The 25,208-nt window shown below is 35.8% G+C and carries 28 protein-coding genes; 14 read left to right on the plus strand and 14 right to left on the minus strand.

Annotation, left to right across the window (positions count from 1 at the left end; all coding sequences use genetic code 11):
- The first annotated feature begins 69 nt into the window (after positions 1 to 69).
- Entirely contained in the window at positions 70 to 1,308 is a 1,239-nt protein-coding gene (gene fabF, locus BHECKSOX2_RS03130; protein ID WP_139682413.1) for a beta-ketoacyl-ACP synthase II, read from the plus strand.
- Positions 1,309 to 1,338: 30 nt separating this feature from the next.
- Here the strand turns inward: fabF and BHECKSOX2_RS03135 are convergent, their stop codons facing one another.
- The 7 genes from BHECKSOX2_RS03135 to BHECKSOX2_RS03165 form a co-directional block, all read right to left on the minus strand.
- Complete coding sequence (locus tag BHECKSOX2_RS03135) at positions 1,339 to 1,545, minus strand: hypothetical protein (protein WP_139682414.1); 207 nt, start codon at positions 1,543 to 1,545, stop codon at positions 1,339 to 1,341.
- 161 nt (positions 1,546 to 1,706) lie between these two features.
- On the minus strand, positions 1,707 to 2,312 hold the full coding sequence (locus tag BHECKSOX2_RS03140; RefSeq protein WP_180323634.1) for a response regulator transcription factor: 606 nt from the start codon (positions 2,310 to 2,312) through the stop codon (positions 1,707 to 1,709).
- Between the two features lie 47 nt (positions 2,313 to 2,359).
- Complete coding sequence (locus BHECKSOX2_RS03145) at positions 2,360 to 3,118, minus strand: quinoprotein dehydrogenase-associated SoxYZ-like carrier (RefSeq protein ID WP_180323635.1); 759 nt, start codon at positions 3,116 to 3,118, stop codon at positions 2,360 to 2,362.
- 38 nt (positions 3,119 to 3,156) lie between these two features.
- Complete coding sequence (locus BHECKSOX2_RS03150; RefSeq protein ID WP_139682416.1) at positions 3,157 to 3,942, minus strand: ABC transporter permease; 786 nt, start codon at positions 3,940 to 3,942, stop codon at positions 3,157 to 3,159.
- Positions 3,932 to 4,684, minus strand: a complete 753-nt coding sequence (locus BHECKSOX2_RS03155; RefSeq protein WP_139682417.1) for an ATP-binding cassette domain-containing protein — start codon at positions 4,682 to 4,684, stop codon at positions 3,932 to 3,934. The genes BHECKSOX2_RS03150 and BHECKSOX2_RS03155 overlap by 11 nt, the downstream gene beginning before the upstream one ends.
- Entirely contained in the window at positions 4,671 to 5,627 is a 957-nt protein-coding gene (locus BHECKSOX2_RS03160; RefSeq protein WP_139682418.1) for a PQQ-dependent catabolism-associated beta-propeller protein, read from the minus strand. Before BHECKSOX2_RS03160 ends, BHECKSOX2_RS03155 begins: the two co-directional genes overlap by 14 nt.
- Positions 5,628 to 5,685: 58 nt before the next feature.
- The gene (locus BHECKSOX2_RS03165; protein ID WP_139682419.1) at positions 5,686 to 6,870 is read right to left on the minus strand and encodes an ABC transporter substrate-binding protein; all 1,185 of its coding nucleotides are present in this window, start codon (positions 6,868 to 6,870) and stop codon (positions 5,686 to 5,688) included.
- A gap of 242 nt (positions 6,871 to 7,112) precedes the next feature.
- Here BHECKSOX2_RS03165 and pqqA point away from each other — a divergent pair, with 242 nt between their 5' ends.
- From pqqA to BHECKSOX2_RS03200, 7 genes are all read left to right on the plus strand, one after another.
- Positions 7,113 to 7,184 (plus strand): pyrroloquinoline quinone precursor peptide PqqA, encoded by a 72-nt coding sequence (gene pqqA / locus BHECKSOX2_RS10585; protein WP_139682478.1) that lies wholly within the window; start codon positions 7,113 to 7,115, stop codon positions 7,182 to 7,184.
- Between the two features lie 66 nt (positions 7,185 to 7,250).
- On the plus strand, positions 7,251 to 8,171 hold the full coding sequence (gene pqqB / locus BHECKSOX2_RS03175) for a pyrroloquinoline quinone biosynthesis protein PqqB (protein WP_139682420.1): 921 nt from the start codon (positions 7,251 to 7,253) through the stop codon (positions 8,169 to 8,171).
- A 17-nt stretch (positions 8,172 to 8,188) separates the two neighbouring features.
- Positions 8,189 to 8,905, plus strand: coding sequence for a pyrroloquinoline-quinone synthase PqqC (pqqC, locus tag BHECKSOX2_RS03180; protein ID WP_139682421.1), 717 nt, complete (start codon positions 8,189 to 8,191; stop codon positions 8,903 to 8,905).
- A 2-nt stretch (positions 8,906 to 8,907) separates the two neighbouring features.
- Positions 8,908 to 9,174 carry a pyrroloquinoline quinone biosynthesis peptide chaperone PqqD gene (gene pqqD / locus BHECKSOX2_RS03185; protein ID WP_139682479.1) on the plus strand — a complete coding sequence of 89 codons (267 nt, stop codon included), beginning with the start codon at positions 8,908 to 8,910 and terminating at the stop codon, positions 9,172 to 9,174.
- Positions 9,162 to 10,286 carry a pyrroloquinoline quinone biosynthesis protein PqqE gene (pqqE, locus tag BHECKSOX2_RS03190; RefSeq protein WP_139682422.1) on the plus strand — a complete coding sequence of 375 codons (1,125 nt, stop codon included), beginning with the start codon at positions 9,162 to 9,164 and terminating at the stop codon, positions 10,284 to 10,286. The genes pqqD and pqqE overlap by 13 nt, the downstream gene beginning before the upstream one ends.
- Complete coding sequence (locus BHECKSOX2_RS03195) at positions 10,283 to 10,885, plus strand: hypothetical protein (RefSeq protein ID WP_139682423.1); 603 nt, start codon at positions 10,283 to 10,285, stop codon at positions 10,883 to 10,885. Before pqqE ends, BHECKSOX2_RS03195 begins: the two co-directional genes overlap by 4 nt.
- A gap of 16 nt (positions 10,886 to 10,901) precedes the next feature.
- On the plus strand, positions 10,902 to 11,387 hold the full coding sequence (locus BHECKSOX2_RS03200) for a DUF302 domain-containing protein (RefSeq protein WP_139682424.1): 486 nt from the start codon (positions 10,902 to 10,904) through the stop codon (positions 11,385 to 11,387).
- A 25-nt stretch (positions 11,388 to 11,412) separates the two neighbouring features.
- Here BHECKSOX2_RS03200 and BHECKSOX2_RS03205 read toward each other — a convergent pair whose 3' ends face one another.
- From BHECKSOX2_RS03205 to BHECKSOX2_RS03235, 7 genes are all read right to left on the minus strand, one after another.
- Positions 11,413 to 11,769 carry a hypothetical protein gene (locus BHECKSOX2_RS03205; RefSeq protein ID WP_139682425.1) on the minus strand — a complete coding sequence of 119 codons (357 nt, stop codon included), beginning with the start codon at positions 11,767 to 11,769 and terminating at the stop codon, positions 11,413 to 11,415.
- A gap of 50 nt (positions 11,770 to 11,819) precedes the next feature.
- Positions 11,820 to 12,599, minus strand: coding sequence for a quinoprotein dehydrogenase-associated putative ABC transporter substrate-binding protein (locus BHECKSOX2_RS03210; RefSeq protein ID WP_139682426.1), 780 nt, complete (start codon positions 12,597 to 12,599; stop codon positions 11,820 to 11,822).
- Positions 12,596 to 13,021, minus strand: a complete 426-nt coding sequence (locus tag BHECKSOX2_RS03215; RefSeq protein WP_139682427.1) for a c-type cytochrome — start codon at positions 13,019 to 13,021, stop codon at positions 12,596 to 12,598. The genes BHECKSOX2_RS03210 and BHECKSOX2_RS03215 overlap by 4 nt, the downstream gene beginning before the upstream one ends.
- 374 nt (positions 13,022 to 13,395) lie before the next feature.
- Positions 13,396 to 15,186: a methanol/ethanol family PQQ-dependent dehydrogenase gene (locus BHECKSOX2_RS03220; RefSeq protein WP_139682428.1), complete on the minus strand. Its 1,791-nt coding sequence runs from the start codon at positions 15,184 to 15,186 to the stop codon at positions 13,396 to 13,398.
- A gap of 34 nt (positions 15,187 to 15,220) precedes the next feature.
- On the minus strand, positions 15,221 to 16,057 hold the full coding sequence (fghA, locus tag BHECKSOX2_RS03225; protein WP_180323639.1) for an S-formylglutathione hydrolase: 837 nt from the start codon (positions 16,055 to 16,057) through the stop codon (positions 15,221 to 15,223).
- Between the two features lie 25 nt (positions 16,058 to 16,082).
- Positions 16,083 to 17,192 carry an S-(hydroxymethyl)glutathione dehydrogenase/class III alcohol dehydrogenase gene (locus BHECKSOX2_RS03230; protein ID WP_139682430.1) on the minus strand — a complete coding sequence of 370 codons (1,110 nt, stop codon included), beginning with the start codon at positions 17,190 to 17,192 and terminating at the stop codon, positions 16,083 to 16,085.
- An 80-nt stretch (positions 17,193 to 17,272) separates the two neighbouring features.
- Positions 17,273 to 17,710 carry a GFA family protein gene (locus BHECKSOX2_RS03235; RefSeq protein ID WP_139682431.1) on the minus strand — a complete coding sequence of 146 codons (438 nt, stop codon included), beginning with the start codon at positions 17,708 to 17,710 and terminating at the stop codon, positions 17,273 to 17,275.
- Positions 17,711 to 17,975: 265 nt separating this feature from the next.
- Between BHECKSOX2_RS03235 and BHECKSOX2_RS03240 the strand changes: the two genes are divergently transcribed.
- From BHECKSOX2_RS03240 to BHECKSOX2_RS03265, 6 genes are all read left to right on the plus strand, one after another.
- Positions 17,976 to 18,539, plus strand: coding sequence for an SRPBCC family protein (locus BHECKSOX2_RS03240; RefSeq protein ID WP_139682432.1), 564 nt, complete (start codon positions 17,976 to 17,978; stop codon positions 18,537 to 18,539).
- A gap of 2 nt (positions 18,540 to 18,541) precedes the next feature.
- The gene (locus BHECKSOX2_RS03245) at positions 18,542 to 19,030 is read left to right on the plus strand and encodes a DUF2380 domain-containing protein (protein WP_139682433.1); all 489 of its coding nucleotides are present in this window, start codon (positions 18,542 to 18,544) and stop codon (positions 19,028 to 19,030) included.
- 55 nt (positions 19,031 to 19,085) lie between these two features.
- Entirely contained in the window at positions 19,086 to 20,033 is a 948-nt protein-coding gene (locus BHECKSOX2_RS03250; RefSeq protein WP_245391292.1) for a YncE family protein, read from the plus strand.
- A gap of 285 nt (positions 20,034 to 20,318) precedes the next feature.
- Complete coding sequence (locus BHECKSOX2_RS03255; protein WP_139682434.1) at positions 20,319 to 21,920, plus strand: NAD(P)H-dependent oxidoreductase subunit E; 1,602 nt, start codon at positions 20,319 to 20,321, stop codon at positions 21,918 to 21,920.
- Positions 21,917 to 24,643 (plus strand): formate dehydrogenase subunit alpha, encoded by a 2,727-nt coding sequence (fdhF, locus tag BHECKSOX2_RS03260; protein ID WP_139682435.1) that lies wholly within the window; start codon positions 21,917 to 21,919, stop codon positions 24,641 to 24,643. Before BHECKSOX2_RS03255 ends, fdhF begins: the two co-directional genes overlap by 4 nt.
- A gap of 150 nt (positions 24,644 to 24,793) precedes the next feature.
- A partial coding sequence (locus tag BHECKSOX2_RS03265) for a transposase (RefSeq protein ID WP_139682481.1) occupies positions 24,794 to 25,208 on the plus strand: 415 nt, incomplete at its 3' end.

The raw sequence follows: 25,208 nt of genomic DNA on the forward strand, positions 1-25,208 counted from the left end.
ATAATAAGTAAGGCGCTTCTTCCCTCTTGGGTTAAGCGCCTTTTTCTTATTTAAGAATAAAGGTAAGTTATGAGTAAAAGAAGGGTCGTTATCACTGGTTTAGGCATTGTATCTCCTGTTGGTTCAACTGTATCAACAGCATGGGATAGTATTCTTAACGGAAAATCAGGCATTAACTCTCTCACCAATATTGAAACCCAAGGACAATCTGTTACTTTTGGTGGTTCGGTTAAAGATTTTGATGTTGCTGATTATTTAAAACCTAAAGAGATCAAAAAAATGGATGCTTTTATTCATTATGGTATGGCGGCAGGCATTCAAGCGATTGAAAATAGTGGACTTGAAATTACCGAAGAAAATGCTGAGCGTATCGGTGTTGCCATAGGTGCAGGAATTGGTGGTTTAGGCACCATTGAGAAAACGGCTGACCTTTTCAGAGAGAAAGGTGCAAAGCGTGTTTCTCCTTTCTTTGTACCCTCTTCTATCATCAATATGATTTCTGGCAACTTGTCTGTTAAATACGGTCTTAAAGGTCCAAATTTCGCCATTGTTACTGCTTGCACGACTGGTACGCACAATATCGGCGATGCTTCGCGTTTAATTGAGTATGGAGATGCCGATGTAATGGTTGCTGGTGGTGCTGAAATGTCAACCACCAATTGTGGCTTGGGCGGTTTTGCAGCAGCACGCGCCCTATCCACTCGCAACGATGACCCATCAACTGCTTCTCGTCCTTGGGACAAAGACCGTGACGGTTTTGTACTTGGCGATGGTGCTGGCGTGGTGGTATTAGAAGAATACGAACACGCCAAAGCACGTGGTGCAACTATCTACGCTGAGGTCTCTGGTTACGGTATGAGTGGCGACGCTTATCATATGACACTACCTTCCAAAGGTGGCGAAGGCGCAGCCAGATGTATAAAAAACACACTGCGTAACGCAGGTATCAATGCACAGCAAATTGATTATATTAATGCACACGGCACTTCAACCCCTGCTGGCGACCAGGCAGAAACTGATGCGACTAAATTAGCGCTTGGTGAGCATGCATATAATGTTGTAGTGAGCTCTACCAAATCAATGACAGGACACTTGTTGGGTGCTGCTGGAGGCATTGAAGCAATCTTTACCGCTTTAGCTATTAGAGATCAAGTCGCACCACCAACTATCAACATCTTCAATCAAGACCCTGATTGTGATTTAGATTATTGCGCTAACGAAGCAAGGGAAATGAAGATTAACCACGCAATTTCCAATTCATTTGGATTTGGTGGCACAAACGGAACAATTTTGCTTTCTAAAATCTAAGGTTATTTCTATAACAAAATACCTATAAGTCTACTTAACCTTGTTAGCAACTTCATTCGTAGTACCGCCGACTAACCCTTTAACAAAATCATAAATTTTAATAACACCGCTATACACGCTAACCTTTGCTGTCTCTTTATTCACTATCAAAGAATAATCTTTATCAGTTGACTTAAACTGAACTGCGCCACCAATAAGTGCCAAAATCACAATACTACCTACTATAAACTTAATCATATCAAAAAACCTATTGTTTTAGAAAAAAAATAATTTTACCTGTTTTTTGTTATTTCTGTTTCATTTAATTTTGCATCCTGATTGACCAATAGAGTTGTTAAATTTAAACATCACCAAAATCCAAGCAAAAATACTTATTGTTAAACCCTAGACTTAATTTCTTACGCTTCTTGGAAAAATTTAATAACAGCTTCAGTGCGATTATTAACAGACAATTTAACCAAAATAGACGAAATATGTATTTTAACGGTTGACTCGCTAATTCGTAGTTTATTTGCTATTTGTTTATTTAACATGCCTTGCGCTATTTCAGACAAAACCTCGTATTGTCTTTTAGTAAGCTTATTAGAATAGATCTCACTCTTTGATTCTTCAAACGGAGCTATCTGCTTTCCTGATAAGATCTTATTGATAACTTCTTTACATCTTTCATGTGATGTAGTTTTTACCAGACAATAAGTGGCGCCAGAATCAATAACTTCCTGAGCAAAGAAACGACTATTAATAGAGGTAATTACTAAGATGGGCGTTTTTGTTATAGTTCTTAAATCAGGTAATCTCTTATTAATCTTACCAATATCTATCAAATTTGTACTTAAAATTATTAACTTAATATTGCCACTAATAGCTTTAACATTCTGCACCAAGGTTTCATAAGTGCAATATTGTTTACATATGTAATCTTTATCAATCTCTTTGTTAATTAGACTGGCAACTGATTCTTTGAATAACTGCTGGGCATCAGATATTAAAATATAGTTTTTCATTGATTGATTAAGTATTTATTTAGGTTAAAAAATTTCAAATTATTGCACTACATAGAAAAATCATTCACGAATTTTAGACTTTCTGTATCCAATACTTCAATCTTTAATTGATTTCTGGCTTTTCCACTTGATACATAAAAACGAAAATTAGGGTCTTCGCTCACAGAAAAACCAGTTTTAGCTAAAAATACCGTCTTACCATCTAGGCTTGCTTTGATGCTTTTTACATAGTGAGGCAAAGTGCGTATTCGAGTTACTTGATCCATCTGCATACCAGTTAGGTTGATATGGCGAATTTTAAGATTAACCAAACTAGGGTTGTTTTTTTCTATACCAAGACGCATTTGCCCTAATCTTTTTCTACCTTCCGTTATATCGGTACCAACAGGAGCGGAACAACCACCTGAAGCTTTGACAAAGCGATTAGCTTGGTATAATTGACCACTCTTGGTAAGGGCGATTGCACGCACAAAACTATGCTCGTTAACACGAATATTAAAGGCTAAGTCTGCTCGTTCACTAGCCTCACCAAATTCAAATACAGCTACAAGTGGCATTGGATTGGTATCAACAAATACCCAAATTTTCTCAATAAATAAATCTTTTTGCATGTGGCTCGTTGTAATTTTTAACGGCACAAAGGCAGGGTCGGCAGCACGCTTAGGAGCATCCAAAGAAATAATATTATTGTCTACTTCAACAGTTTTTCCAATAAAATCTGGATAATAATACAGTGGATTTTTAACATCCACTTTAGAAAAGTTATCTGCAAAAACAACACCATATGGCACTAATAATATCGCCAAAATCAACACCAAACGCCTCATATTCCACCCCAAAAAAATTATGAAAATTCTATGCACCTGCCATTATACACAAATAAAGATAAGCTTACGAATACCGTCGTTACTAGCAGTATAACTACTAAATAATCAACATTAAATTGAGCATATAGGGCGAAACGAATGGCTTCGGTTGCATAAGTAAACGGATTGTATATGGCTATTTGATAAAGTAATAGACTTGATTGCTGAATATTCCACAATGGATACAACGCCGACGAAGCAAAAAAAACTGGGAAAATAACAAAATTCATTACTCCAGCAAAATTTTCTAATTGTTTAATTAAAGAAGACAATAATAAACCAATTGCATTAAACATTAAACCCACCAAATATAAAACTGGTAATAAGGTCAAATAAGTATTAAAATTAATCTCCACTCCCCACAAATAAGCAATGATTAAAAAAACATAAACTTGTACAATACCAACAGAAACATTAGCCATGGATTTACTCAACAATAAAAACCAGCGCGGTAGAGGCGCAGTTAATAGTATCTTCATACTTCCCATTTCACGGTCATATATCATTGACAACGAATTTTGCATACCACTGAACAATAGGATAATTGCACATAAACCAGGGGTAATGTAAGTCTCATATAAAACATAGGTTTCATAAGGTGGAATGATAGACACCCCAAGTACCGACTTAAATCCTGCTGCAAAAATAAACAACCAAACCAAGGGTCGCACTAAAGAGGCAAAAAAACGTGTGTATTGTTGCAAAAAACGCAAAAATTCTCTATAAACAATCGCTTTGAATGCAGTTAAATAATTATTGTTCATTAATTTGACTGCCTGTCAGCTTTACAAAAGCCTGTTGTAGATTTTCAGTATTGGCTGATTTGATAATATTACTGGCATAATCTGCTGCTATTATTTGACCCTGCTCTAAAATAATAATATAATCATTCAAGTTGACTTCATCAATTAAATGTGTACTCCATAAAGCGGCTAATTTTTTTTGAGCCAAATGACGCACATGGTTGGTTAATTTTATTCTACTTTCTATATCTAATCCCACAGTTGGCTCATCCAATAACAATAATTCAGGCTGATTGAGCAATGATCTAACCAGCTCAATACGCCTTATTTGCCCCCCACTCAATGTGCGTACTTTTTGGTTTAGCGCATCTAGTAGTCCAAAAGTTTGTAAATTTTTTGCTATGCTACTAATGGACTGTTCTTTTTTAAGTCCATGCAGTTGAGCAAAATACATTAAATTTTGCCTGACACTTAAATCTAAATCCAGAGTTCTTTGTTGAAATACGATACCTATTTTTTTAAAGATTGTATGGCTATGCTTGTTAATATCAAGAGAAAATAACATAATTTCTGAATTTTTTGGCGCTTTGTAAAAACGAGTTAGTAAAGAAAATAAAGTGGTTTTACCAGCACCATTTCTACCCAATAAAAAAGTAACACCTCTGTTTGGAATATCAAATGTTATGTCATTTAAAATAGTTTTATTCCCAATACTATAAATCAAATTTTTAACTTTAATACAAGAGGGGTTAATCATCTGCATACGCAATCCCCCAAGGATATCTGCCAACAGCAATAGACTTAATAGCCTTTAGTTTTTCAACATCAATAATGGATATATCATTACTAACACCATTGGTAGAAGCTAAGATTGATTCATCTTTATTAAAGGCCAATTGCCATACTCTTTGACCTACCAATATATATTTAATAACCTTTAGGGTTTTAGCATCAATAACAGCCAGCCTATTAGAAGGTCCCAATGCTACAAAAACCAAACCTTTTTTACTATAGGCAATACCAACTGGTTGAATTAATTCCTTTTCAACGCCATTGATAGCAAAGCCAATCTTTTTGACTATTTTTAAAGTTTTTACATCAATAATACTAACAATGCCGCCAATTTCAGAAGAAACCCAGACAAATTTTCCATCTGGAGAAAACTTGGCGTAACGAGGGCGGGATTCTACTAATACATTGCCATAAATCAAGTGACTGTCAAGATTGATAAAGTGCGCCATATTGGTTGTTTCAGATGTATTTACTAGGATTTTATCATCTGGACTAATGGCCATACCTTCAGGCTCAACCCCTACTTCAATTTCTGCTGTGATTTTTTTTGCCTCAACATCAATAACTGTAATTAAATTATCATCCTCATTAGAAACATAAATAAAACGACCATCACTACTAATTTCCATTAATTCAGGATCAGGGCCAGATGGTAAAATATCAACAATTTTTAAAGTCTCTAGGTCTAACACTTCAATCTTATCATCATCACTAACACAAATATAAAGTCGTTTTTGGTCTTGGCTAAGAATCACTCCCCTTGGCCTCTGCCCAACTTTAATTGTTTCAAGTAGCTTAAAGTTTTTTCCATCTAAAATACTAATGCTATTGTCTTTTTCATTAGAAACATAAATTTTGGCATTCGTTACTAGTGTTAATAACATTAGTAAGCAAAAAAATAGTTGTTTTTTCATGTTAAATTCTCCTCATATAGTTAATAACTTATTGCATTGCTTGTCGTAAAAATAGGCGTTACATTCTGCATTGTGTATTTTCTTTGCTAAGACCAAGTGTATCTAGGTTGGAATATTGGTGTAAGAATTTTTTTTGCGGAGAAACTGACACTAAAGAATTAGCCGATACCAATAAAATAGGCTGTCTCAATTGGTGGTTCCAGTCTCTAAGCGTTAGCTTTCTGCCTTTAAATCCAGCAATAGAAAATTGAGCACCAAATAAATACTGTTTAACAATTGCAAATTGACTGGAATGAGTTTGCGTCACCGCCTCTCCAATACCTCTTATGGCTAACCAAACTTGATAATCTAAAGCGCGCATCTTTCTTTCATAACGCTTATAAAATCGGCTTTGTAATTGTACAGCACCCCATTTTTCATGGGTTTTATGCCAAGTGGTTGGCATCAAACCTTGCGTACCTGAGACCAAAATTGGCAACCATGTTTGATAGATAATATATTCACCAAATTCACCAACCTCATCTGCAACAATCAACATATCGTAATCAATGCCTTGAGTAAAAATAGGGATTTCTTTTTGTGCAGTGCGACGACTATCAGGGCCAAAGTTCCATTGCTTTTCCTTAATAATGCGTCCACCAAATTTTTTACTGGATTTTTTAATTGCTTCAGCAAATTTTTTATCGTTAGCTTTTTGCCCTGTGATTAATAGCCATTTTTTCCAATTTTTATAAACCAAAAACTGTGCAATTGCGTCAGCTAACATAGCATAACTTGGGGCAATGTGAATAATATTTTTCCTACAATCTTGGTTTCTTAATTTATTATCTTTGTTGCCAATATTATAAAATAATACATCTTTACTGCTGTACCTAGTACTCATTGACAATAATAAATCACTAGGCACATCTAGTACAATATGCTGATAGTTTTGTGTAATTAATGTTGCTATTTTTCTCTCTATCTCTTTGATTTTATTGGATTTAAAACTCGTAATATTAAATTTCTCACCAATAAAAGAGCCAGTAGTATTGTTGTCTTTAACAGCTATAACGCCACCTGCTATGCCTAAGTTTTTAGGTTTTTTATCTAAATTAGACAACTTTTTATTAACATCATAACTTAACAACACAACAGCAATATTAGTGTTTGAGGTACTATCACTAAGCACTTTAAATGAAAGTAGTAAGAATAGCAAAACAATTAAAATATTAGAATGGCTTTTATGATAAAAATAGTGCATAGTTTGGTACAGCCTAAGTCTTTGTAAGTATCATTTACAAAAAACTTTCGTGGTATTAATCAAAAGGAATTAGCAGAAATGATACACTTAAATAAATAATTTTAACCTTTAGATAGGTTGTATTAATACTAAAGAACTACTTGTAATGACTGGTTCACAATGGTAGTATGCACTAGCAGTTAGGCACATGACAAGATATTTATATGTTGTGTTTTGTATTAATAAACTAAAGGAGAATTAATATGTGGATTAAGCCAAGTTTTGAAGAAATGCGCTTTGGCATGGAAGTAACCATGTACATAGCCAACCGTTAAGTTTTTTTTAAATCCTATAAAACTCCGTTAAGATTTTAACGGAGTTTTTCATTATATCATCAAACTATGTATATACGCATATTAGGGTCTGCAGCAGGTGGAGGATTTCCACAATGGAATTGTAATTGTCCTAATTGTACTGGCGTTAGAACATCTAGCATTAGAACCAGTGCTAGAACTCAATCTTCTATTGCTGTCAGTGCTGACAACAAATCTTGGGTATTATTTAATACTTCACCCGATATTCTATCACAACTACAATCGTTTGATAAATTACAACCTCATAGAACAATACGAGATACTGCTATTGTTGCCATTTTATATGTTGATGCGCAAATTGACCATACAACTGGGCTTTTAATGTTAAGAGAAGGTTGTCCACACCACATCTATTGTACAGATATGGTATATCAAGATTTAACCACTGCCTTTCCAATTTTTAGTATGCTAGAGCATTGGGGTGGCAATACAATCCATACTATTGCTTGTGATGGTCAAAGTTCGTTTAACATAGAAAAAATCGAACAGTTGAGTTTTACCGCTATACATTTAGACAGCAAGGCTCCACCATATTCTTTGCATCGCCATAACCCACATATTGGTGACAATATTGGCGTTTTTATCAAAGATAATCACTCTGGCAAAAGCCTATTTTATGCGCCTGGTTTGAATGTCATTTCTGATGAGGTAAAAAGCTTTATGCATCAAGCAGATTGCGTGTTAATAGATGGTACTGTTTGGCGTGATGATGAATTGGTTAAGCTAAAAATATCAAACAAGTTAGCCAGTGATATGGGGCATTTACCGCAATCTGGTAAAGGGGGAATGATAGAGGTTCTGTCAGACCCGAAACTAAACAATAGTAGAAAAATCTTAATCCATATTAACAACACCAATCCCATCTTAAATGAAGACTCTGAAGAGCGAAAAATACTCATCAAAAATAATATTGAAGTCGCCTATGATGGTATGGACATTGAATTATAACAATTTACCTAAAAAATATGCAAAAGAAACCATGGAGCCGAGAAGAATTTAAACAGCAATTACTGGCGAAAGAAAAGTACTATCATATTCACCATCCATTGCATAAACAAATGAGTACTGGTAAATGCAGCAAAAAACAAATCCAAGCATGGGTGCTTAATCGCTTTTATTATCAGCTTAAAATTCCTCAAAAAGATGCACATATTTTAGCGAACTGTGATGATATAGTGGTGCGTCAACATTGGATACAACGCATCTTAGACCATGATGGACATGGTGGTCAAAAAGGTGGCATAGAAGCTTGGGTACAGTTAGGACATGCTTGTGGATTGTCAAGTAAAAAAATACACTCGCTTAATGCAGTTTTGCCCAGTGTTCGTTTCGCAGTAGATGCTTATGTCACTTTTGCTATGAAGGCCAGCTGGCAAGAGGCTGCTTGCTCGTCATTAACAGAAATGTTTGCACCTAATATTCACCAAAACAGATTGGATAACTGGCCCAAACATTACCCTTGGATAGAATTAGACGGTTACCATTATTTCCGCAACCGCCTATCACAAGCCAGAAGAGATGTTGAAAACGGATTAACAATTACACTAGATTATTTTTCCAGTTACGAGCAACAACAACATGCTCTACGAATATTGCAATTCAAATTGGATATTTTATGGTCTATTTCAGATGCTATTTATTTGGCATTTTTTTACAACCAACCACCTTATAAGGATTGTTAGAAATGTTAGATTTAACAACACAACCTAAAATTAATCATATTTTCCGTCTACAGTTTGAAGAAAGTCAAAATAACTTTGTTTTACTTTACCCGGAGGGCATGATAAAGCTTAATGATAGTGCCGCTAATATATTACAATATTGTGATGGCAATCATAGTTTAGACGATATTATCAACAGCCTTAAGGAGCGATTTGGTAACTCCGCTGATATTGAAAATGATGTTACCGAATTTATTCAACAAGCTTATGAAAAACAATGGTTAAAATAACACCTCCTCTTTGGTTATTATTAGAGCTAACTTATAGTTGTCCACTACAATGTCCGTATTGCTCCAATCCGTTGGACTTACATCAGTACAAAAATACAGACTTGAGCACAAAAGAGTGGTTAAAAGTATTAAAACAGGCTAGAAAATTAGGCTCAGTTCAATTAGGCTTGTCAGGTGGCGAGCCTTTGCTGAGGAAGGATTTATTAACAATAATTGACTACGCACATCAATTGGGTTATTACATTAACCTTATCACCTCAGGCGTCGGTCTGACAGAGGAAAAAATAAAAACATTTAAACGCGCTGGTTTAGACCATATTCAATTAAGTTTTCAAGGTAGTGACTCAGAAAGTAATAAAAAATACGCTGGTAGCGATGTTTGGGAACAAAAAATAAAAGCAGCAAAACTAATCAAGCATTATGGCTTTTCCATGGTTTTAAACTTTGTACTGCATAGGCAAAATATCCATCAAACAAAAGAAATGTTAGAACTGGCACTTAGTTTAAAAGCAGATTATGTTGAATTGGCAACTGTACAATATTATGGCTGGGCACTACACAATAGGACGCAATTACTCCCATCTAAACAACAATTGGACCAAGCTGAGGCGATAGCACATGACTATCAAAAACAATATAATGACAAGATGAAGATAATTTACGTGATTCCAGATTATTATGAAGGTAAGCCAAAGGCCTGCATGAATGGCTGGGGCAGCACATTTTTATCCATTGCCCCAAATGGTGAGGCTCTACCTTGTCATAGCGCAAAAATATTACCAAACATTACTTTTCCTAATGTTAAAACAGATTCTATTGCAACGATTTGGCGGCAATCTAAAGCATTTAACAAATATAGAGGTAATGACTGGATGCTGGAGCCATGCCAATCTTGCCCTGAAAAGGAAAAGGATTTTGGTGGCTGTCGTTGCCAGGCTTATTTGTTAACTCAAGAGGCACGCAATGCTGACCCCGCTTGCAATTTATCCCCTTATCATGATGTTATTTTAAATGCTGTTAAACTGGCCAATCAAACCGATAGTAAGATTGAACTTGACAACACAATATTGAGAAATGCAAAAAACTCTAAAAAAATAATGATGACAAAATGAAATCACTGATTTTTATTATTTTATTTCAATTAAACACTAATGGTTACGCTGCCGCCTCTGATAAAAATTGGTTTTGTGCACAACGATTAGTGCGCAATATTTCTATTGGTGCGGTTTGGCATCATGGTCATAATGAAATATTTGATTCACTTAATCAAAACAAAATCATGGTATCTGAGTTGATTAAAAAGACAGGACATCGTTTGCTAGAAACCCAAGACAACCAAGAACATGCCACAACCATTGTTAAAAAATTTTCCCAGAAAATTTCTGGTGATAACTCTAAGTTAACACTACTATTCGCTTATACTTTAAAAAAACTAAATCAACAAAGACAAGAAAAAATAAACTACGTTTTGAATTATGGTCGTAATCATCAAAAAAGGGTGGATATATTGCAAATAACCAGAAAGCAAATTAGGCAAGCAATTAAAGATACTAATATCACTAAATTAGCAGATTTAGAAGAGCAATACCAATGGCAAATAACTGTACTTAATGCACGTAAAAAACACAATCCATATTTGTGTGAAGAAGTGGTTGATACCGATGCCTATGCATTCTTCTTAGCAAAAGAAATTTCTCAATATATCAATTAGTCGTGTTTCCAATATTATGAAGTTGAACACTTCTCTGTTAAATCAATTTATTAGTATTGGCATTGTTGTCTTATCACTATTGCTCATTATCAATACTTATGTTGTCTATTACCAAGCTAATACTATTGATAAATATCAGCGTTACCTTGTAAAAACTGATAAAAATTTTGATGATGTTATGTATGATTTAAGGCTTGCAATTAGACGGCATAACTATAGAATTACTTCTATCAATCATATTGGAGAGGCTATTGCTACAAATAACGACCAAGACTTTATACAGGCATCTATTGTAAACTTTTGTAATGTCAGTATTGCTAAAAAATTTATAGAACAGTCCCTTTCCTATATATTATATATGCCGTGTCGAGTTGCTGTATATGAAAAAGGAGACGATATAATTATTGAAACCTATTTGCTTAGTAAGAAAAATGATATTCACAACCAAGTAAACACCACTATCAAAAATATTGTTAACGCAGCAAGAGGTTTAGATTATTAATTTGACAGGATTTTTAAAGGGTACCTTATAATGATGGTCCAAACGCATTGACGAAACACAGCTTGTTTGCTTTAATTTGTGCCTTGTAAAAAGCGCCTTGTTTTTTTCTGTAAGCTGCTGTTTTAAAAATTAAAGTTTTCTCTCCGGGGATTTGTTGCATACGAGAGATAGTTTCTAACTCAACATATTTTTTATAAGGTATTTCTGCTGCGATAACATCAATACTACAAGCGCAAGATTTTAATGCGCTAACTGAACTATAATTTATAGCCATACAATTACTAGTATATTCGACGATAGCAAGAGTAGGGTAAGAATTGTTAAAAGCGTGAACAGTATTTGCAAGCAGCAGTGGTAAAAAATATGCAAGCAGTTTTTTCATTATTTTATTTCCAATTAAATATTTTGTAAAGAAGGTATGCATCCTTAATTTTATAACACTAATGGCACATTATATGATTTTAATATAGCATTAATCGCTGTTCTGTGTTTGCGTAATATTCGGTTAATTCGATGTTTTAATTCAATTTCACCATTACGGACACCCATGCTAATTTTGAAATACATTTTTTTATCTTTGAGTTTTGTCATTTGCAACTTGTTTGCATATTTTTGCACATTGTTACCAATGCTAGGCCCCCAAGCAATAGCAACATCAATTTTTTTAGCAAGTAAATCATCAATCATTTTTTGCTGCACTGAATAATAGCGATTATCCACCAACAACGGATAATAATGTAGTTGATAATCAAAACCAGACTCCAGCAACACCGATAATGGTGGTGTATTATTTGACAACCCTATGCGCAAATATTGTAGATTTTTATCGCTCAAATGTTTAATTTTTAGATTTTCATGTTGACGATAAACAAACACATACGCCGATTGATAATAAGGGTTGGTATTGAGCAATAAGCCATTCTTCAAAGTAGTGCTTAGAACCAAATCACACAAATTGGTATTTAAAGTGTTACGGATAAAGCCCACACCTAGTGGATGCCAAGTGTACTCCACCCGCAATATTTTGAGTTTTTTGGCTATAAAGGTAGCAATTTTATTTTCAAAACCTGATAAATTGGTAGTACTAAAAGGCAAGTTACGACTTGAGCAAACTCTTAGCACTTTATTATCATAAACTTCAAATGTTTTTTCCTTGGTATTTGCCAGCGTAGCAAAGAGCAACAAAGCAATACCTAAGAATAAACCATTCATTTGGGTATTTTTTTTGGTCTACCACCTTTAAGTATACCGTCTGAGCGCGCCCGTAGATAGCCGTAAATATGTGGGTAATATTTATTCACATTAGGGTCAATATTCCATGCTGGCATACCTTTGTTTGGTCGTCCCTTAGAGACAATTTCCTTGAATGTAATAAAATCTATTTTTTTATTCCTTATCGCCAATAACAAGTTAGGACCAGAGGTACCACCTGTAGCCTTAGCGCCGTGGCAACCACTACAAGCACCAAAACGACGCCAGCCATTATAAGTTTTTTTATCCACCCTGCCTTGTTCATCAACAACATAATATTTTTTATCTTGCTCAAAATTATCTTGATTACTAGCAAAAACAAATGTGTTGAAAAATATAAAAAAGAACACGCTAAATCGTATTATTGTAGGAATAATTTTCATCTTTCTCCTTTTTTTGTTCTGTGAATTTGACTCATAAGTGTATCACCTCCAATTGACGGGTATCTACGCCCGTTTTCTCTAAAAATACCCTTCTAAAGCACCATAAAATACAACATTATCTGCTGTCACTAAAAGCACCACTCCAAACTGAAAGGAACTCAAGATTGAACCAAATAATTTCACCTTTGTAAGCACCTTGGGCAAAATAAAGGCAGTTAAATTTATTTCGCTCAAGGTGCTTACAAAGGTAAAATAAAGGCAGTCAAGTTTATTATAAAACCAGCATTAATCATAACAATTTAATCACCTCTAAATTGTTAAACGAATACTTGCTCTATAAAAAAATAACTACCCTTATCTTGCCTATGTGACTTCTATAATGAGAATACAGTCACTTGACCACCAAGTTTAGTGTATTTTGATAACTCTTTATAGCCACCAACAGCACCTAAACCACCTTGGTCTCCATCACCATCAATACCAGCTGCCATACCAATACCAGCCCAGCCACCAATACCAGAATAAACTGCTAAATATTGTTTGCCGTTATGCATGTAAGTCATCACATTACCGATAATACCTGATGGGGTCTTAAAGCGATATAATTCAGCACCAGTTTTTGCATCTACAGCTTTAAAATATCCTTCTAAAGTACCATAAAATACAACATCACCTGCTGTTGCTAAAGCACCACTCCAAACGGAGAAGCGTTCAGGGTTAGACCAGATAATTTTACCTTTATCAGCATCCCAAGCAATAAAATTACCTAAGTTGTCTTCACCTTTAGGTGGGAACATATCTAAGTTTGCACCTACAAAAGGCTGACCAGGCGTGTACGAAACTTCATAAGGTTCGTAATTCATACACACATGATTAGTTGGCACATAAAACAGTCCTGTTTTAGGTGAAAAAGCTGCGGGTTGTTGATCCTTAGAACCTAACGCTGCTGGACAAATATCTTTAGTAATAGTGTCTTCACCGCCTGCTTCAGTGCTGTATTTTTTAACCCTATTAGGTAGCCCTGTTCTTAGATCAATACTGGTTGCCCAGTTAACTACTGGATCAAATTTTTCCGCTACTAACAATTCACCAGTAATTCTATCTAATGTATAACCAAAGCCATTTCTATCAAAATGAACCAGTGTTTTACGTTTCATACCCTTAACAGTGATATCAGCCAAAATCATCTCATTAACACCATCATAATCCCACTCATCGTGCGGGGTCATTTGATAAAGCCATTTAACTTTACCAGTATCAATGTTTCGCGCCCAAATCGTCATAGACCATTTATTGTCACCTGGCCTTTGAATAGGGTTCCAAGTACTTGGATTACCAGAACCATAATACATCAAACGGGTGTCTTTATCATAAGAATACCATCCCCATGTTGATCCACCGCCTGTTTTCCATTGATCCCCTTTCCATGAAGTAACACCACTATTTTTACCCACTTTTTTACCTAAGTGTGTGGTTTTATAAGGTTGAATTAAAGTCATATTATCTGGACCTTGTGAATAACCGTTCCAAACCATTTTTCCACTATTGATATCATAAGCAGTAATCCGTCCTTGAATACCATACTCACCGCCAGAAATACCAACCACAACTTTATCTTCAAAAACCATAGGTGCAGATGTCCCACTTTCAGCTACAGCAGGATTACCATTCTTCACTTTCCAAACAAGCTTGCCATTTTTACTATCTAAAGCAACCAATGTTGTATCTGCTTGGTATAAAAAGATTTTGCCTTCAGCGTAAGATAAGCCTCGATTAACCGTATCACAACACATTATCCCAATAACCTTCGGGTCTTGTATTGGCTTATATTCCCAAATAATTTTACCATTATCTAAATTCATGGCATAAATATTGTTAGGGAATGGCGTGTGGATATACATCACGCCATCAACCACTAAAGGCGAACCTTCATGACCGCGTAACACACCAGTAGAAAATGTCCATGCAGGTTTTAACTGACTAACATTACTACTATTAATTTGACTTAAACGAGAATACCTCTGGTTGAAAAAATCACCCGTCGGTATCGCCCAATTATTAAGGTCATTGGCTTTTCTTGCTGCATCATCATTGGCTGTTACCAACGATGATAAAAACAACAATAGTAGCAAGGCAAAACCTGTAACTATATTAACTTTTTTCATATTTATCTCCTGTTCTACTTCAAAAAAATCACCACTATAATAACTTTTTGTAGTGATACTCCATATGTTCACCTATAAACGATGCAATAAAATGATAGCTATGATCATAGCCGTCTTGCATGCGAAAATTAAGTAAAACTTCTTTTTTGCTTACACAAATTTCCTTTAAACTTTCTGAATACAGTTGCTTTTCTAAAAATTCATCTGCAGTTCCTTGATCAATTAATATGGAATCAACACTTGCACCATTCTCAATTAGAGAAGTAGCATCATATTGTTGCCATTGTTTTTCATCTGTGCCCAAATAAGTTGTAAAACAATTTTTACCCCAATCGCATTGTGTAGGATTGCAAATCGGAGAAAATGCCGAAACAGAACGATAGGCATTTTTATTTTTTAGGGCACAAATCAACGCACCATGTCCACCCATTGAATGTCCTGATATAGACTTAACACCTTTAATAACAGGAAAATTATCTTCAATAATGCTAGGCAATTCATTAACAACATAACTGTACATATTGTAATGTTGCGCAAAAGGCGATTCAGTAGCGTCAACATAAAAACCTGCGCCCTTACCTAAATCATAGCGATCAGGATAATCAACAACATCCTCCCCTCTAGGTGAGGTATCCGGCATAATAATGGCAAGCCCCAACTCAGAGGCATATTTTTGCATGCCTGCCTTGGTTCTAACATTATCATCTGTACAAGTCAGACCTGACAACCAATACAACGAAGGTACTTTCTCCTTCTGTGCTTGAGGTGGTAGGTAAATAGAAAATGTCATTTCACAATGATTGACATCAGATTGATGGGTATAGCGCTTTAAAAAACCGCCGAACTCTTTAATACTCTCTATTTCTTTTATCATCTGCTATATCCTCTTCCTACATCTAAAAAATAATCACAGAGCGAATACTCTTGCCATCATGCATTAAATCAAAGGCGTGATTGATATCTTCTAACCCCATGGTGTGTGTAACCATTGAATCAAGTTCAATTTCACCATTCATATATCTATCCACATAACCTGGTAACTCTGTACGCCCTTTAACGCCACCGAATGCTGAACCCTTCCAAGTGCGCCCTACTACTAAATTAAAAGGCCTAGTTGCTATCTCTTCACCAGCGCCAGCTACCCCAATGACTGTAGAAACACCCCAGCCCATATGAGTACATTCTAATGCATCACGCATCACATGCACATTACCAATACATTCAAATGAGTAGTCCACGCCACCGTTAGTCATCTCTATAATTTTTTCAACAATAGATCCGCTAAGGTTTTTAGCATTAATTAAATCAGTTGCACCTAAGGATTTAGCCAATTCAAGCTTACTGTCATTATGATCAATAGCAATAATACGCCCAGCTTTTGCCATCACTGCACCTTGAACGCATGACATACCAATACCGCCAATACCAAATACTGCAACCGTTGACCCGGGCTTCACTTTGGCGGTGTTCAATACCGCGCCAATACCTGTGGTTACACCACAACCCAGCAAGCATACTTTGTCCAGTGGCGCTTCTTTATTAATTTTTGCCAGTGCAATTTCTGGAACACAAGTATATTCTGCAAAAGTAGAACAACCCATGTAATGATAAATTGGTTTACCGTTTTGAGAAAAACGCCTAGTGCCATCAGGCATATAACCAGTCCAGACAGTGCTGGCAATTGATTGACATAAATTAGTCTCTGGGGACTTACAATAATCACAAACACCGCACTCGGGTATATAAAGCGGTATTACATGGTCGCCTGGTTTCAAGTCTTTAACGCCTGGACCACACTCTTCTACAATACAACCACCTTCGTGACCTAACACACAAGGAAAAACACCTTCTGGGTCATTACCAGACAAAGTGAAGGCATCAGTATGACAAACGCCTGAAGCAACAACGCGTAGCAACACTTCTCCTTTTCTTGGCTTTTCAATTTCAATTTCTTCTATGGACAAGGGTGCTTTCGCTTGCCATGCAACCGCTGCTTTTATCTTCATTTTTACTACTCCTTATATTGGTATATTGGTCTCAATAAAAAAACAGCCAATATTTTTTAAGTATTGGCTGTTTTTTTGTTCTATGTGTTAGAAGTTGCTTCCCAACCGCTGTGACGAGGCAAGCCATCATCGGGAATGGTGAACATAGGATGTTTAGAATCTGTGAATACCCACCTATCTGGCGTTTGCCCTAAATCAACACCACGCTCTAAAGTTGGCACATGTACCAATGTATGATCTGGATAAGCATCAACATTTAAAAACATATGGCAGCCACATTCTGTGCAAAACTTTCTGTGACAAGTTTCTAATGAATCAAAATTTTTGATTTTATCTTGATTGGCCGTTACCTCAAATTCTGCATTTTCCACCACTGCAATAATAGCAAGCGAACCACCACAAGTTTCAGTACAATCCGTACATAAACAGTAATGAATCTCGAAAGGCTCCTTGGTATATTGAAATTGTACTGGATTTTCCTCGCAGCGACATTTTCCCTTAACAATAAAATTACTCATACTATCTCCTTTTTTCCTTTTAAAAAAATTTTTAAAAAAACTCAAAATTAACTCCTTTAATAATATAATCACAAAAGTTATCCCATAAAACAGTAACACAAATGTAACATCAACTCGTTCTGTTTACGGACATTATCACTACTTGTAATTTATAAAACAATAGGTTAGTAGAATTAGACCTATAGTATTATGGATGGAAATAAAAATTATGGTATTCTTAAACCTCAAAGTTTGAGTATTTTATTACTTAGCAGGAGTTAAAAAGATGTTGATTAAATATTGTTTCATTACCTTATTGTTGTTATCTGTTGTTGCAGAATCTCACGGACCCACTAGAAAAAAATCACAAAAACAAATCGTGATTAATGTAAGCACTGAAAAAGTTTGGCAGAGAATTAAGAATTTTTCTGACTTATCTTGGCACCCTTTAGTTGAAAAAGTAGTGATGCTAAAAAAAGGCAATAAAAAAGGTAGCATACGTAGTATTATGCTAAAGAATGGTGGTGTTATTAATGAAAAGCTCAAAAAATACCAGCCTAATAAGATGCGCTACGATTATAAAATCATTGATATGAGTACGGTTAAAACCATTCAACATTTAGGTGATGATATTGCTGTTAAAGTGTTGCCGGTGTCCAATTATTCCGCTAGTATTCAAGTAACTAAAAAAGGTAAAAACCAATCAATAGTCACTTGGAAAGGGGCGTATTATCGTGGTTTTATGAACAACAATCCACCTAAAGAACTCAATGAAATAGCTGCTAAAAAAGCAGTTAATGGTGTTTATCGTGCAGGTCTTGATAATTTGAAAGTCATATTAGAAAAGTAAAAATGAAAAGCAATATTATTGGTTTATCAATATTACTCATTGCTACACTAACTTATGCTTTTGATAAAACAATTAGCGTGCTAGATTTTGAGCTAACCGACACTACGATTAAAATTAACGATGTACAAGAAAAAATACGCACGCAATCAATTCAACCTTTACTCGCACAAGCTTTAACAAAACTTGGTTATAAGATAATACCTGTTGATCACCAGTTGCAAAATAAAGCAAATCAAGGTGTGGGTTATCTTCAATCACACCCAGATGTGGTAGCTGAATTAGGTCGAAAAATAGGTGTTGATTATGTCATAGTAGGGCGACTACATAAACCCAGTTATTTATTTGCCTATATAATTGCTAGAGTTATTGATGTCAAGCAAACTAAACTTATTGCTCGCCATGTAGTTGAAGCAAAAGGAAGGAGTATGCAGGCAACACAAAAGAGCATTCCTAATTTAGCCATGAAAATAGTGCAAACTATTCAAAATTAAAGGCACCTTTAAAAACTCATCTTACATAGGGTTATTATGACGCCTATGCATAATTATGAATACCAAATACTTAAGTTTAATGCTGTTATTTTATCACACACTCACAGTTGCCAGTCCTTTTGCCTATATTAGCAATCAATTAGACAATACGGTTGATGTTATTGACTTAAGTCTTAATCAAACTATCAAAACTATTAAGGTGGCTGGCGCACCAGCGGGTGTTGCTAGTGGCCATCATAACAATAAGATCTATGTTACAACGCCAGAGAATGGTTCTTTTGTTATTATAAACAGCCAAACTCAAGCAGTTGTTAAAACTGTTTATGTCGGTGGTGCGCCATTAGGTATTGCTATTGATCACAAAGATAATTATGTTTATATTGCAGATTGGTATAGCAACAAAGTGCATGTGTTTGATGCTAAACAACAACAGTTGGTGGATACAATTTTAGTTGGGCAGTCGCCTTCAGGTTTGGTGTTAAGTGTAGATAATAGCCATCTATTTGTTGCCAATAGACTTTCTAACTCAGTCTCTAAAATCAACCTTGCCACCCGCCTAGTAGAAAAAACAACAGCAGTGGGGACACACCCTTTTGGTCTGGCAATTGATACCCAATTTATTTACAGTGCTAATGTCGTTAGTCATGACATCAGTGTATTAGATATTAATAATTTAGAACTAGTAGCGCATATTGATTTAGCAGAAGATTCTTTACCCTATGCACTAACATTGGCACTGAATAATCAGCGTTTATTAGTCACCCATCAAGGGGATTCGTATGTAGGGGTGATTGACACAAAAAATAAGAAATATATCGCCAGCATTGAAGTGGGAGACAAACCTGAAGGCATTAGTACTCACCCTCAAAACGACCAACTTGTCTATGTTGCCAATTGGTTTGATGATACTGTTAGCCTGATTGATGTTTCAAAATTAGCCACAATTAAAACCATTAAAGTTGGCAAAGGTGCTCGCTCTTTTGGGAAATTCATAATTCCCTAGCCGAAATAAAAAACTTGAAATAAGTCTATAGTATTATAGAAATAAATAAAAAACAATGTAGTATGATTTCTATATCAAAGAAAAACCTGTTTAATAAACAAAGTAATGATTTTTCCCATCAAATCACTGCTAAATAACAAAAAAAAATTAAGGCACTTTAAACTTTACATCAATCAATTTAATTAAAAATAATCTCCCATATAAGAATATAGACTCTATTAAATAAAAAATAAATAATGAAATGCTATGAAAATTTGTTACAAAAAAAATACTAGAGAATAACCGATGAACACCATTTTAGAATTAACCAAACACTTACCAATTGAGCGCAGTTATTTGATTGAATACTTACATTGTATACAAGATGAATACCACTGTATCAGTCGTGCCTATATGGAGGATATAGCAAAATTATTAAGCATTTCTCTATCAGAAGTATTTGAGGTGGCTACTTTCTACCCCCACTTTCAAGTAGTTGAACCTGATCAGCTACCTGAAAATAAAATTATTCTAAAAATTTGTGATTCATTAGTTTGTCAAATGCATAACGCCGATGCCTTATTAATCAAAGCCAAAGCGCAGTATGGGAATAAATTACGCATTATGCCTGTTGCCTGCCTAGGGCGTTGCCAACATGCGCCAGTAGCACTACTCGGTGAAAATCCTATTGATTACGCCGATGAAACAAAACTTAAACATGCTATCAAAAACCAAGTATATCAGCCACTGCCTACTCATAATCATCTAACTTTTGAACAATACAAAAAACAAAGTGGCTATCAAACATTGCTTGATTGCGTTGCCAATCAAACACCTGAATCGGTGATTGAAATACTTAAACAATCAGGTTTGCGTGGTCTAGGAGGCGCGGGATTCCCAGGAGGTATTAAATGGCAATCTGTGCGTGAAGAGCTTGGTGAACATATGTTACTAATCAACATTGACGAAAGCGAAGTCGGCACATTTAAAGACCGTTATTATTTAGAGAGCAACCCACATCAATTTATTGAAGGAGCATTAATAGCAGCGTGGGCAATTAATGCCGATAATATTTATTTGTATTTGCGTAATGAATATGCCAATGCGCGTCAAATTTTAATCAATGAACTCGCCAAACTTAATACCGAACTAGATTACCCACTACCAAAAATACATTTAAGACGTGGTGCAGGCGCCTACATTTGTGGCGAAGAATCAGCAATGACCGAATCAATCGAAGGTAAAAGAGGAATGCCACGCTTAAAACCGCCACGATTAAGTCAAGTTGGTTTGTTTGGTTTGCCCACCTTAGAACATAACTTAGAAACATTGCATTGGGTACCAGATATTATCAAAAAAGGTGCAGATTGGTACCATTCTTTAGGTCAAAATGATTTTGTTGGTATGCGAACTTTTTCAATCAGTGGTAGAGTTGCCAAACCTGGTGTTTATGTCGTGGCAAATGGTATTACTCTTAATCAGCTGATTAACAAATATTGTGATGGTATGCTGGAAGGTCATCAGTTAAAGGCATTTTTTGTTGGTGGCTCTTGTGGTGGCATTCTACCACCTTCTGCTGCTGACGAAGTATTGGATTTTGGCACTTTAGACAAATACAATAGTTTCATCGGCTCTATGGCAATTATCGTGCTTTCAAGCCAAGATAGTGTTAAAGATGCCGCTATTAATGTCATGACTTTCCTGCGTGACGAGTCTTGTGGTCAATGCACTCCTTGTCGCGTTGGTACCGCTAAATCAGTTGAATTACTAAAGCAAGAATCTCCCGACAAACAAGTATTAGAATCTTTATGCGTAGTAATGGAAGATTCTTCTATATGCGGTCTAGGTCAAGCAGCACCCAACCCAATTCGTTCACTTATTAAATACTTTCCAGAAGAACTAAAATGACCACTTTTACCCTTAATAACCAAAACATCACAGCGCTTACCAATGAAACCATATTGCAAGCAGCGCAGAGACATCACATACAAATACCAAACTTATGCTATAAAGAAGGCTATCGTCCAGATGGTAATTGTCGTTCTTGCATGGTAGAAATTGATGGCGAAAGAGTACTTAGCCCGTCGTGTTGCCGCCAACCAACCAAAGGCATGGTGGTTTATAGTAATAATAAGCGCGCTTTAACATCACAAAAAATGGTATTAGAGCTATTAATAAGCGATATGCCTGAACAAAGTATCCAATCAAAATATCAATATGATTCGCGTTTGCAAAAATGGTGTGAGCAGCTTGGTGTTTATCACACCAAGCTACCTAAGCGCCACACCCCTGTTGTTGCTGATACTTCACATTGTGCGATTGCCGTTAATTTAGACAGTTGCATTCAATGTAATTTATGCATCCGTGCCTGTCGTGAAGAGCAATGTAATGATGTAATAGGAATGGCAAATAACGGTCGTCACACTAAAATTGTGTTTGATTTAGAAGTTGATTTAAGTCTAAGCACTTGCGTGAGTTGTGGTGAATGTGTGCAAGCTTGCCCAACAGGTGCCTTAACCTCAAAAAATGAAGACAATTGGACGCCGGACTTAAAAGAAGTAGATTCCGTTTGTCCTTATTGTGGAGTTGGTTGTTTACTGACTTACAAAGTAAAAGATAATAAAATTGTTGGTGTAAAAGGTAGAGAAGGCCCTGCTAATAAAAGTCGTTTATGTGTCAAGGGGCGTTATGGGTTTGATTACGCACACCATGATGCTAGATTAAAACAACCTTTAATACGTAGAGATAATGCCCCTAAATCAATTGATAAACTAACGCCTGAGTACCTTGAAGAAATGTTTAGACCCGCAACATGGGAAGAGGCAATCGCCTTTGCTACAAAGGGTTTAAAAACAATTAAAACCCAACAAGGCCGGGAGGCATTAGCAGGTTTTGGTTCCGCCAAGTGCTCTAATGAGGAGGCTTATTTATTTCAAAAATTAGTAAGAACTGGTTTTGAAAATAATAATGTTGATCATTGCACACGCTTATGTCATGCCTCATCAGTGTATGCTTTATTAGAAGGTATTGGCTCAGGGGCAGTATCCAATCCATTTAATGATGCACAATTTTCTGATGTTATTATTGTTATTGGTGCAAACCCTAATGTTAATCACCCAGTTGCCGCTAGTTTTTTCAAAAATGCTGCCAAAAAAAATCAAGCTATCATCGAAATGAACCCTATGCGTACATCTTTATCTCGTTTAGCTAAGCATTTTGTTCAATTTAACCCTGGCACTGATGTGTTAATCCTCAATGCAATGATGCACACGATTATCAAAGAAGATCTGACCAACAAAGAATATATTGCCAAACACACTAAAAATTTTGATGCCATTAAAGCCTCAAGTGCGCGCTATTCACCTGAGTCTATCAGTGCAATTTGTGGCATTGAAGCAAAGTTAATAAAAACCATATCGCGCTTATATGCTAAGGCTGACAATGCTATTATTTTTTGGGGTATGGGCATCTCTCAACATACTCATGGTACTGATAATGCTAGATGTCTGATTGCTTTAGCATTAATGTGTGGACAAATTGGACGACCTGGCACAGGATTGCACCCCCTGCGAGGGCAAAACAATGTCCAAGGTGCATCTGATGCTGGCTTAATACCAATGATGTTGCCAGATTACCAGAAAGTGGATGATGCTAATGTACATGCTAAATTCTCTAAATTGTGGGAAACTGACCTAGCAACAAAGCCAGGTAAAACAGTGACTGAAGTCATTGATAGCATTGTGACTAACGACTTACAAGCAATGTATATTATGGGAGAAAATCCAGCAATGTCTGACCCTAATTTAAATCACAGTCGCCAAGCCATTGCTAAACTTAAACACTTAGTTGTTCAAGATATTTTTTACACTGAAACTGCTGCTTTAGCAGATGTCATCTTACCCGCTACAACATTTTCTGAAAAGACTGGTACCGTTACTAATACCAATAGACAAGTGCAAATGGGAAGGCAAGTACTTGATGCGCCAGGTTCTGCCAAACCAGATTGGTGGATAATCATAGAAATTGCCAAAGAATTAGGGCTTGATTGGCAGTATGACAGTGTTAAACAAATTTTTAATGAAATGCGACAAACCATGCCAAGTATTCAAGGCATTACATGGGATAAACTAGAAAAACAATCATCAGTCACCTATCCTTGCAAAAAAGAGTCCGACCCAGGAGAGGCTATTATTTTTAAAGAAGGATTCCCCACCTCAGATGGCAAAGCGCTTTTTGTGCCAACAAATTATCAGTTAAATGCTGAATTACCAGATAATAACTATCCTTTAATTCTAATAACAGGGCGCATACTGGAACATTGGCATACTGGGTCAATGACTCGAAAATCCAAAGTATTAAACCATTTAAAACCACAATCATTTTTAGCCATCAATCCTAAAGATGCGAAAAAGATAGGTATATCATCAGGTGACAATATCATACTTAAATCAAAAAGAGGCAGTGTTAAAACACTTGCTAAACTTGATAGCAATCTACAAATCGGCAATGTATTCATGCCTTTTTGCTTTGTTGAGGCTGCTGCTAATATTATTACTCGTGATGACATTGACCCTAACGGTAAAATCCCTGCTTTTAAATATTGTGCAGTGACTGTTGAGCCCTGCATCTAATACATTATTTAAAGACTTACACCTAAATAGTCAACCCTTAAAAACCACACAAAACATTGATTTATAACAATAAAACCAACAATAACCCTAGACAAATCAACCAACTTTTGCTAAAATACCTCTTATTTCTTGGTCGTTTTGCTTAAAAAAATGTTAACTAAATCCAGCCCAATATCCACCCAATCAAATCTTTTTCATTCAGAGCTCTTTTCTCAATTAGATGTCAAAGACCCTTTAATACAACTAGCCAACACTATTAATTGGACAGTCTTCGATGATGCCTTTGAACAACATTACTCTCAAAACAATGGCAGACCCTCAAAACCCATCAGGCTGATGGTAGGTTTGCTTTTGCTTAAACAACTAGAAAACCTCTCTGATGAGCGTGTTGTTTTACAGTTTAAGCGCAACCCTTATTATCAATACTTCTGTGGTCACTCAAACTATATACCAGGCATGCCTTGCAATGCCACCGAGTTGGTGCACTTTAGAAAGCGTATAGGCGTTAAAGGCTTTAATCTTATTTTTAAAATGAGTGTCGCCTTACATGGCAAACAAGCCCAAG

Source organism: thiotrophic endosymbiont of Bathymodiolus puteoserpentis (Logatchev), assembly GCF_900127505.1.
Classification (GTDB): Bacteria; Pseudomonadota; Gammaproteobacteria; order PS1; family Pseudothioglobaceae; genus Thiodubiliella.

Bases quoted from the DNA above. Each gene is read 5' to 3' on its own strand.
- BHECKSOX2_RS03215 (WP_139682427.1), bottom strand. From the start codon at position 13,021: ATGAAAATTATTCCTACAATAATACGATTTAGCGTGTTCTTTTTTATA.
- BHECKSOX2_RS03210 (WP_139682426.1), bottom strand. From the start codon at position 12,599: ATGAATGGTTTATTCTTAGGTATTGCTTTGTTGCTCTTTGCTACGCTG.
- fdhF (WP_139682435.1), top strand. From the start codon at position 21,917: ATGACCACTTTTACCCTTAATAACCAAAACATCACAGCGCTTACCAAT.
- BHECKSOX2_RS03140 (WP_180323634.1), bottom strand. From the start codon at position 2,312: ATGAAAAACTATATTTTAATATCTGATGCCCAGCAGTTATTCAAAGAA.
- pqqC (WP_139682421.1), top strand. From the start codon at position 8,189: ATGCAAAAGAAACCATGGAGCCGAGAAGAATTTAAACAGCAATTACTG.
- BHECKSOX2_RS03155 (WP_139682417.1), bottom strand. From the start codon at position 4,684: ATGCAGATGATTAACCCCTCTTGTATTAAAGTTAAAAATTTGATTTAT.
- fabF (WP_139682413.1), top strand. From the start codon at position 70: ATGAGTAAAAGAAGGGTCGTTATCACTGGTTTAGGCATTGTATCTCCT.
- BHECKSOX2_RS03150 (WP_139682416.1), bottom strand. From the start codon at position 3,942: ATGAACAATAATTATTTAACTGCATTCAAAGCGATTGTTTATAGAGAA.
- BHECKSOX2_RS03240 (WP_139682432.1), top strand. From the start codon at position 17,976: ATGTTGATTAAATATTGTTTCATTACCTTATTGTTGTTATCTGTTGTT.
- BHECKSOX2_RS03235 (WP_139682431.1), bottom strand. From the start codon at position 17,710: ATGAGTAATTTTATTGTTAAGGGAAAATGTCGCTGCGAGGAAAATCCA.
- BHECKSOX2_RS03230 (WP_139682430.1), bottom strand. From the start codon at position 17,192: ATGAAGATAAAAGCAGCGGTTGCATGGCAAGCGAAAGCACCCTTGTCC.
- BHECKSOX2_RS03220 (WP_139682428.1), bottom strand. From the start codon at position 15,186: ATGAAAAAAGTTAATATAGTTACAGGTTTTGCCTTGCTACTATTGTTG.
- BHECKSOX2_RS03200 (WP_139682424.1), top strand. From the start codon at position 10,902: ATGAAGTTGAACACTTCTCTGTTAAATCAATTTATTAGTATTGGCATT.
- pqqE (WP_139682422.1), top strand. From the start codon at position 9,162: ATGGTTAAAATAACACCTCCTCTTTGGTTATTATTAGAGCTAACTTAT.
- BHECKSOX2_RS03135 (WP_139682414.1), bottom strand. From the start codon at position 1,545: ATGATTAAGTTTATAGTAGGTAGTATTGTGATTTTGGCACTTATTGGT.
- pqqD (WP_139682479.1), top strand. From the start codon at position 8,908: ATGTTAGATTTAACAACACAACCTAAAATTAATCATATTTTCCGTCTA.
- BHECKSOX2_RS03245 (WP_139682433.1), top strand. From the start codon at position 18,542: ATGAAAAGCAATATTATTGGTTTATCAATATTACTCATTGCTACACTA.
- BHECKSOX2_RS03205 (WP_139682425.1), bottom strand. From the start codon at position 11,769: ATGAAAAAACTGCTTGCATATTTTTTACCACTGCTGCTTGCAAATACT.
- BHECKSOX2_RS03195 (WP_139682423.1), top strand. From the start codon at position 10,283: ATGAAATCACTGATTTTTATTATTTTATTTCAATTAAACACTAATGGT.
- pqqB (WP_139682420.1), top strand. From the start codon at position 7,251: ATGTATATACGCATATTAGGGTCTGCAGCAGGTGGAGGATTTCCACAA.
- BHECKSOX2_RS03165 (WP_139682419.1), bottom strand. From the start codon at position 6,870: ATGCACTATTTTTATCATAAAAGCCATTCTAATATTTTAATTGTTTTG.
- BHECKSOX2_RS03160 (WP_139682418.1), bottom strand. From the start codon at position 5,627: ATGAAAAAACAACTATTTTTTTGCTTACTAATGTTATTAACACTAGTA.
- BHECKSOX2_RS03250 (WP_245391292.1), top strand. From the start codon at position 19,086: ATGAATACCAAATACTTAAGTTTAATGCTGTTATTTTATCACACACTC.
- BHECKSOX2_RS03255 (WP_139682434.1), top strand. From the start codon at position 20,319: ATGAACACCATTTTAGAATTAACCAAACACTTACCAATTGAGCGCAGT.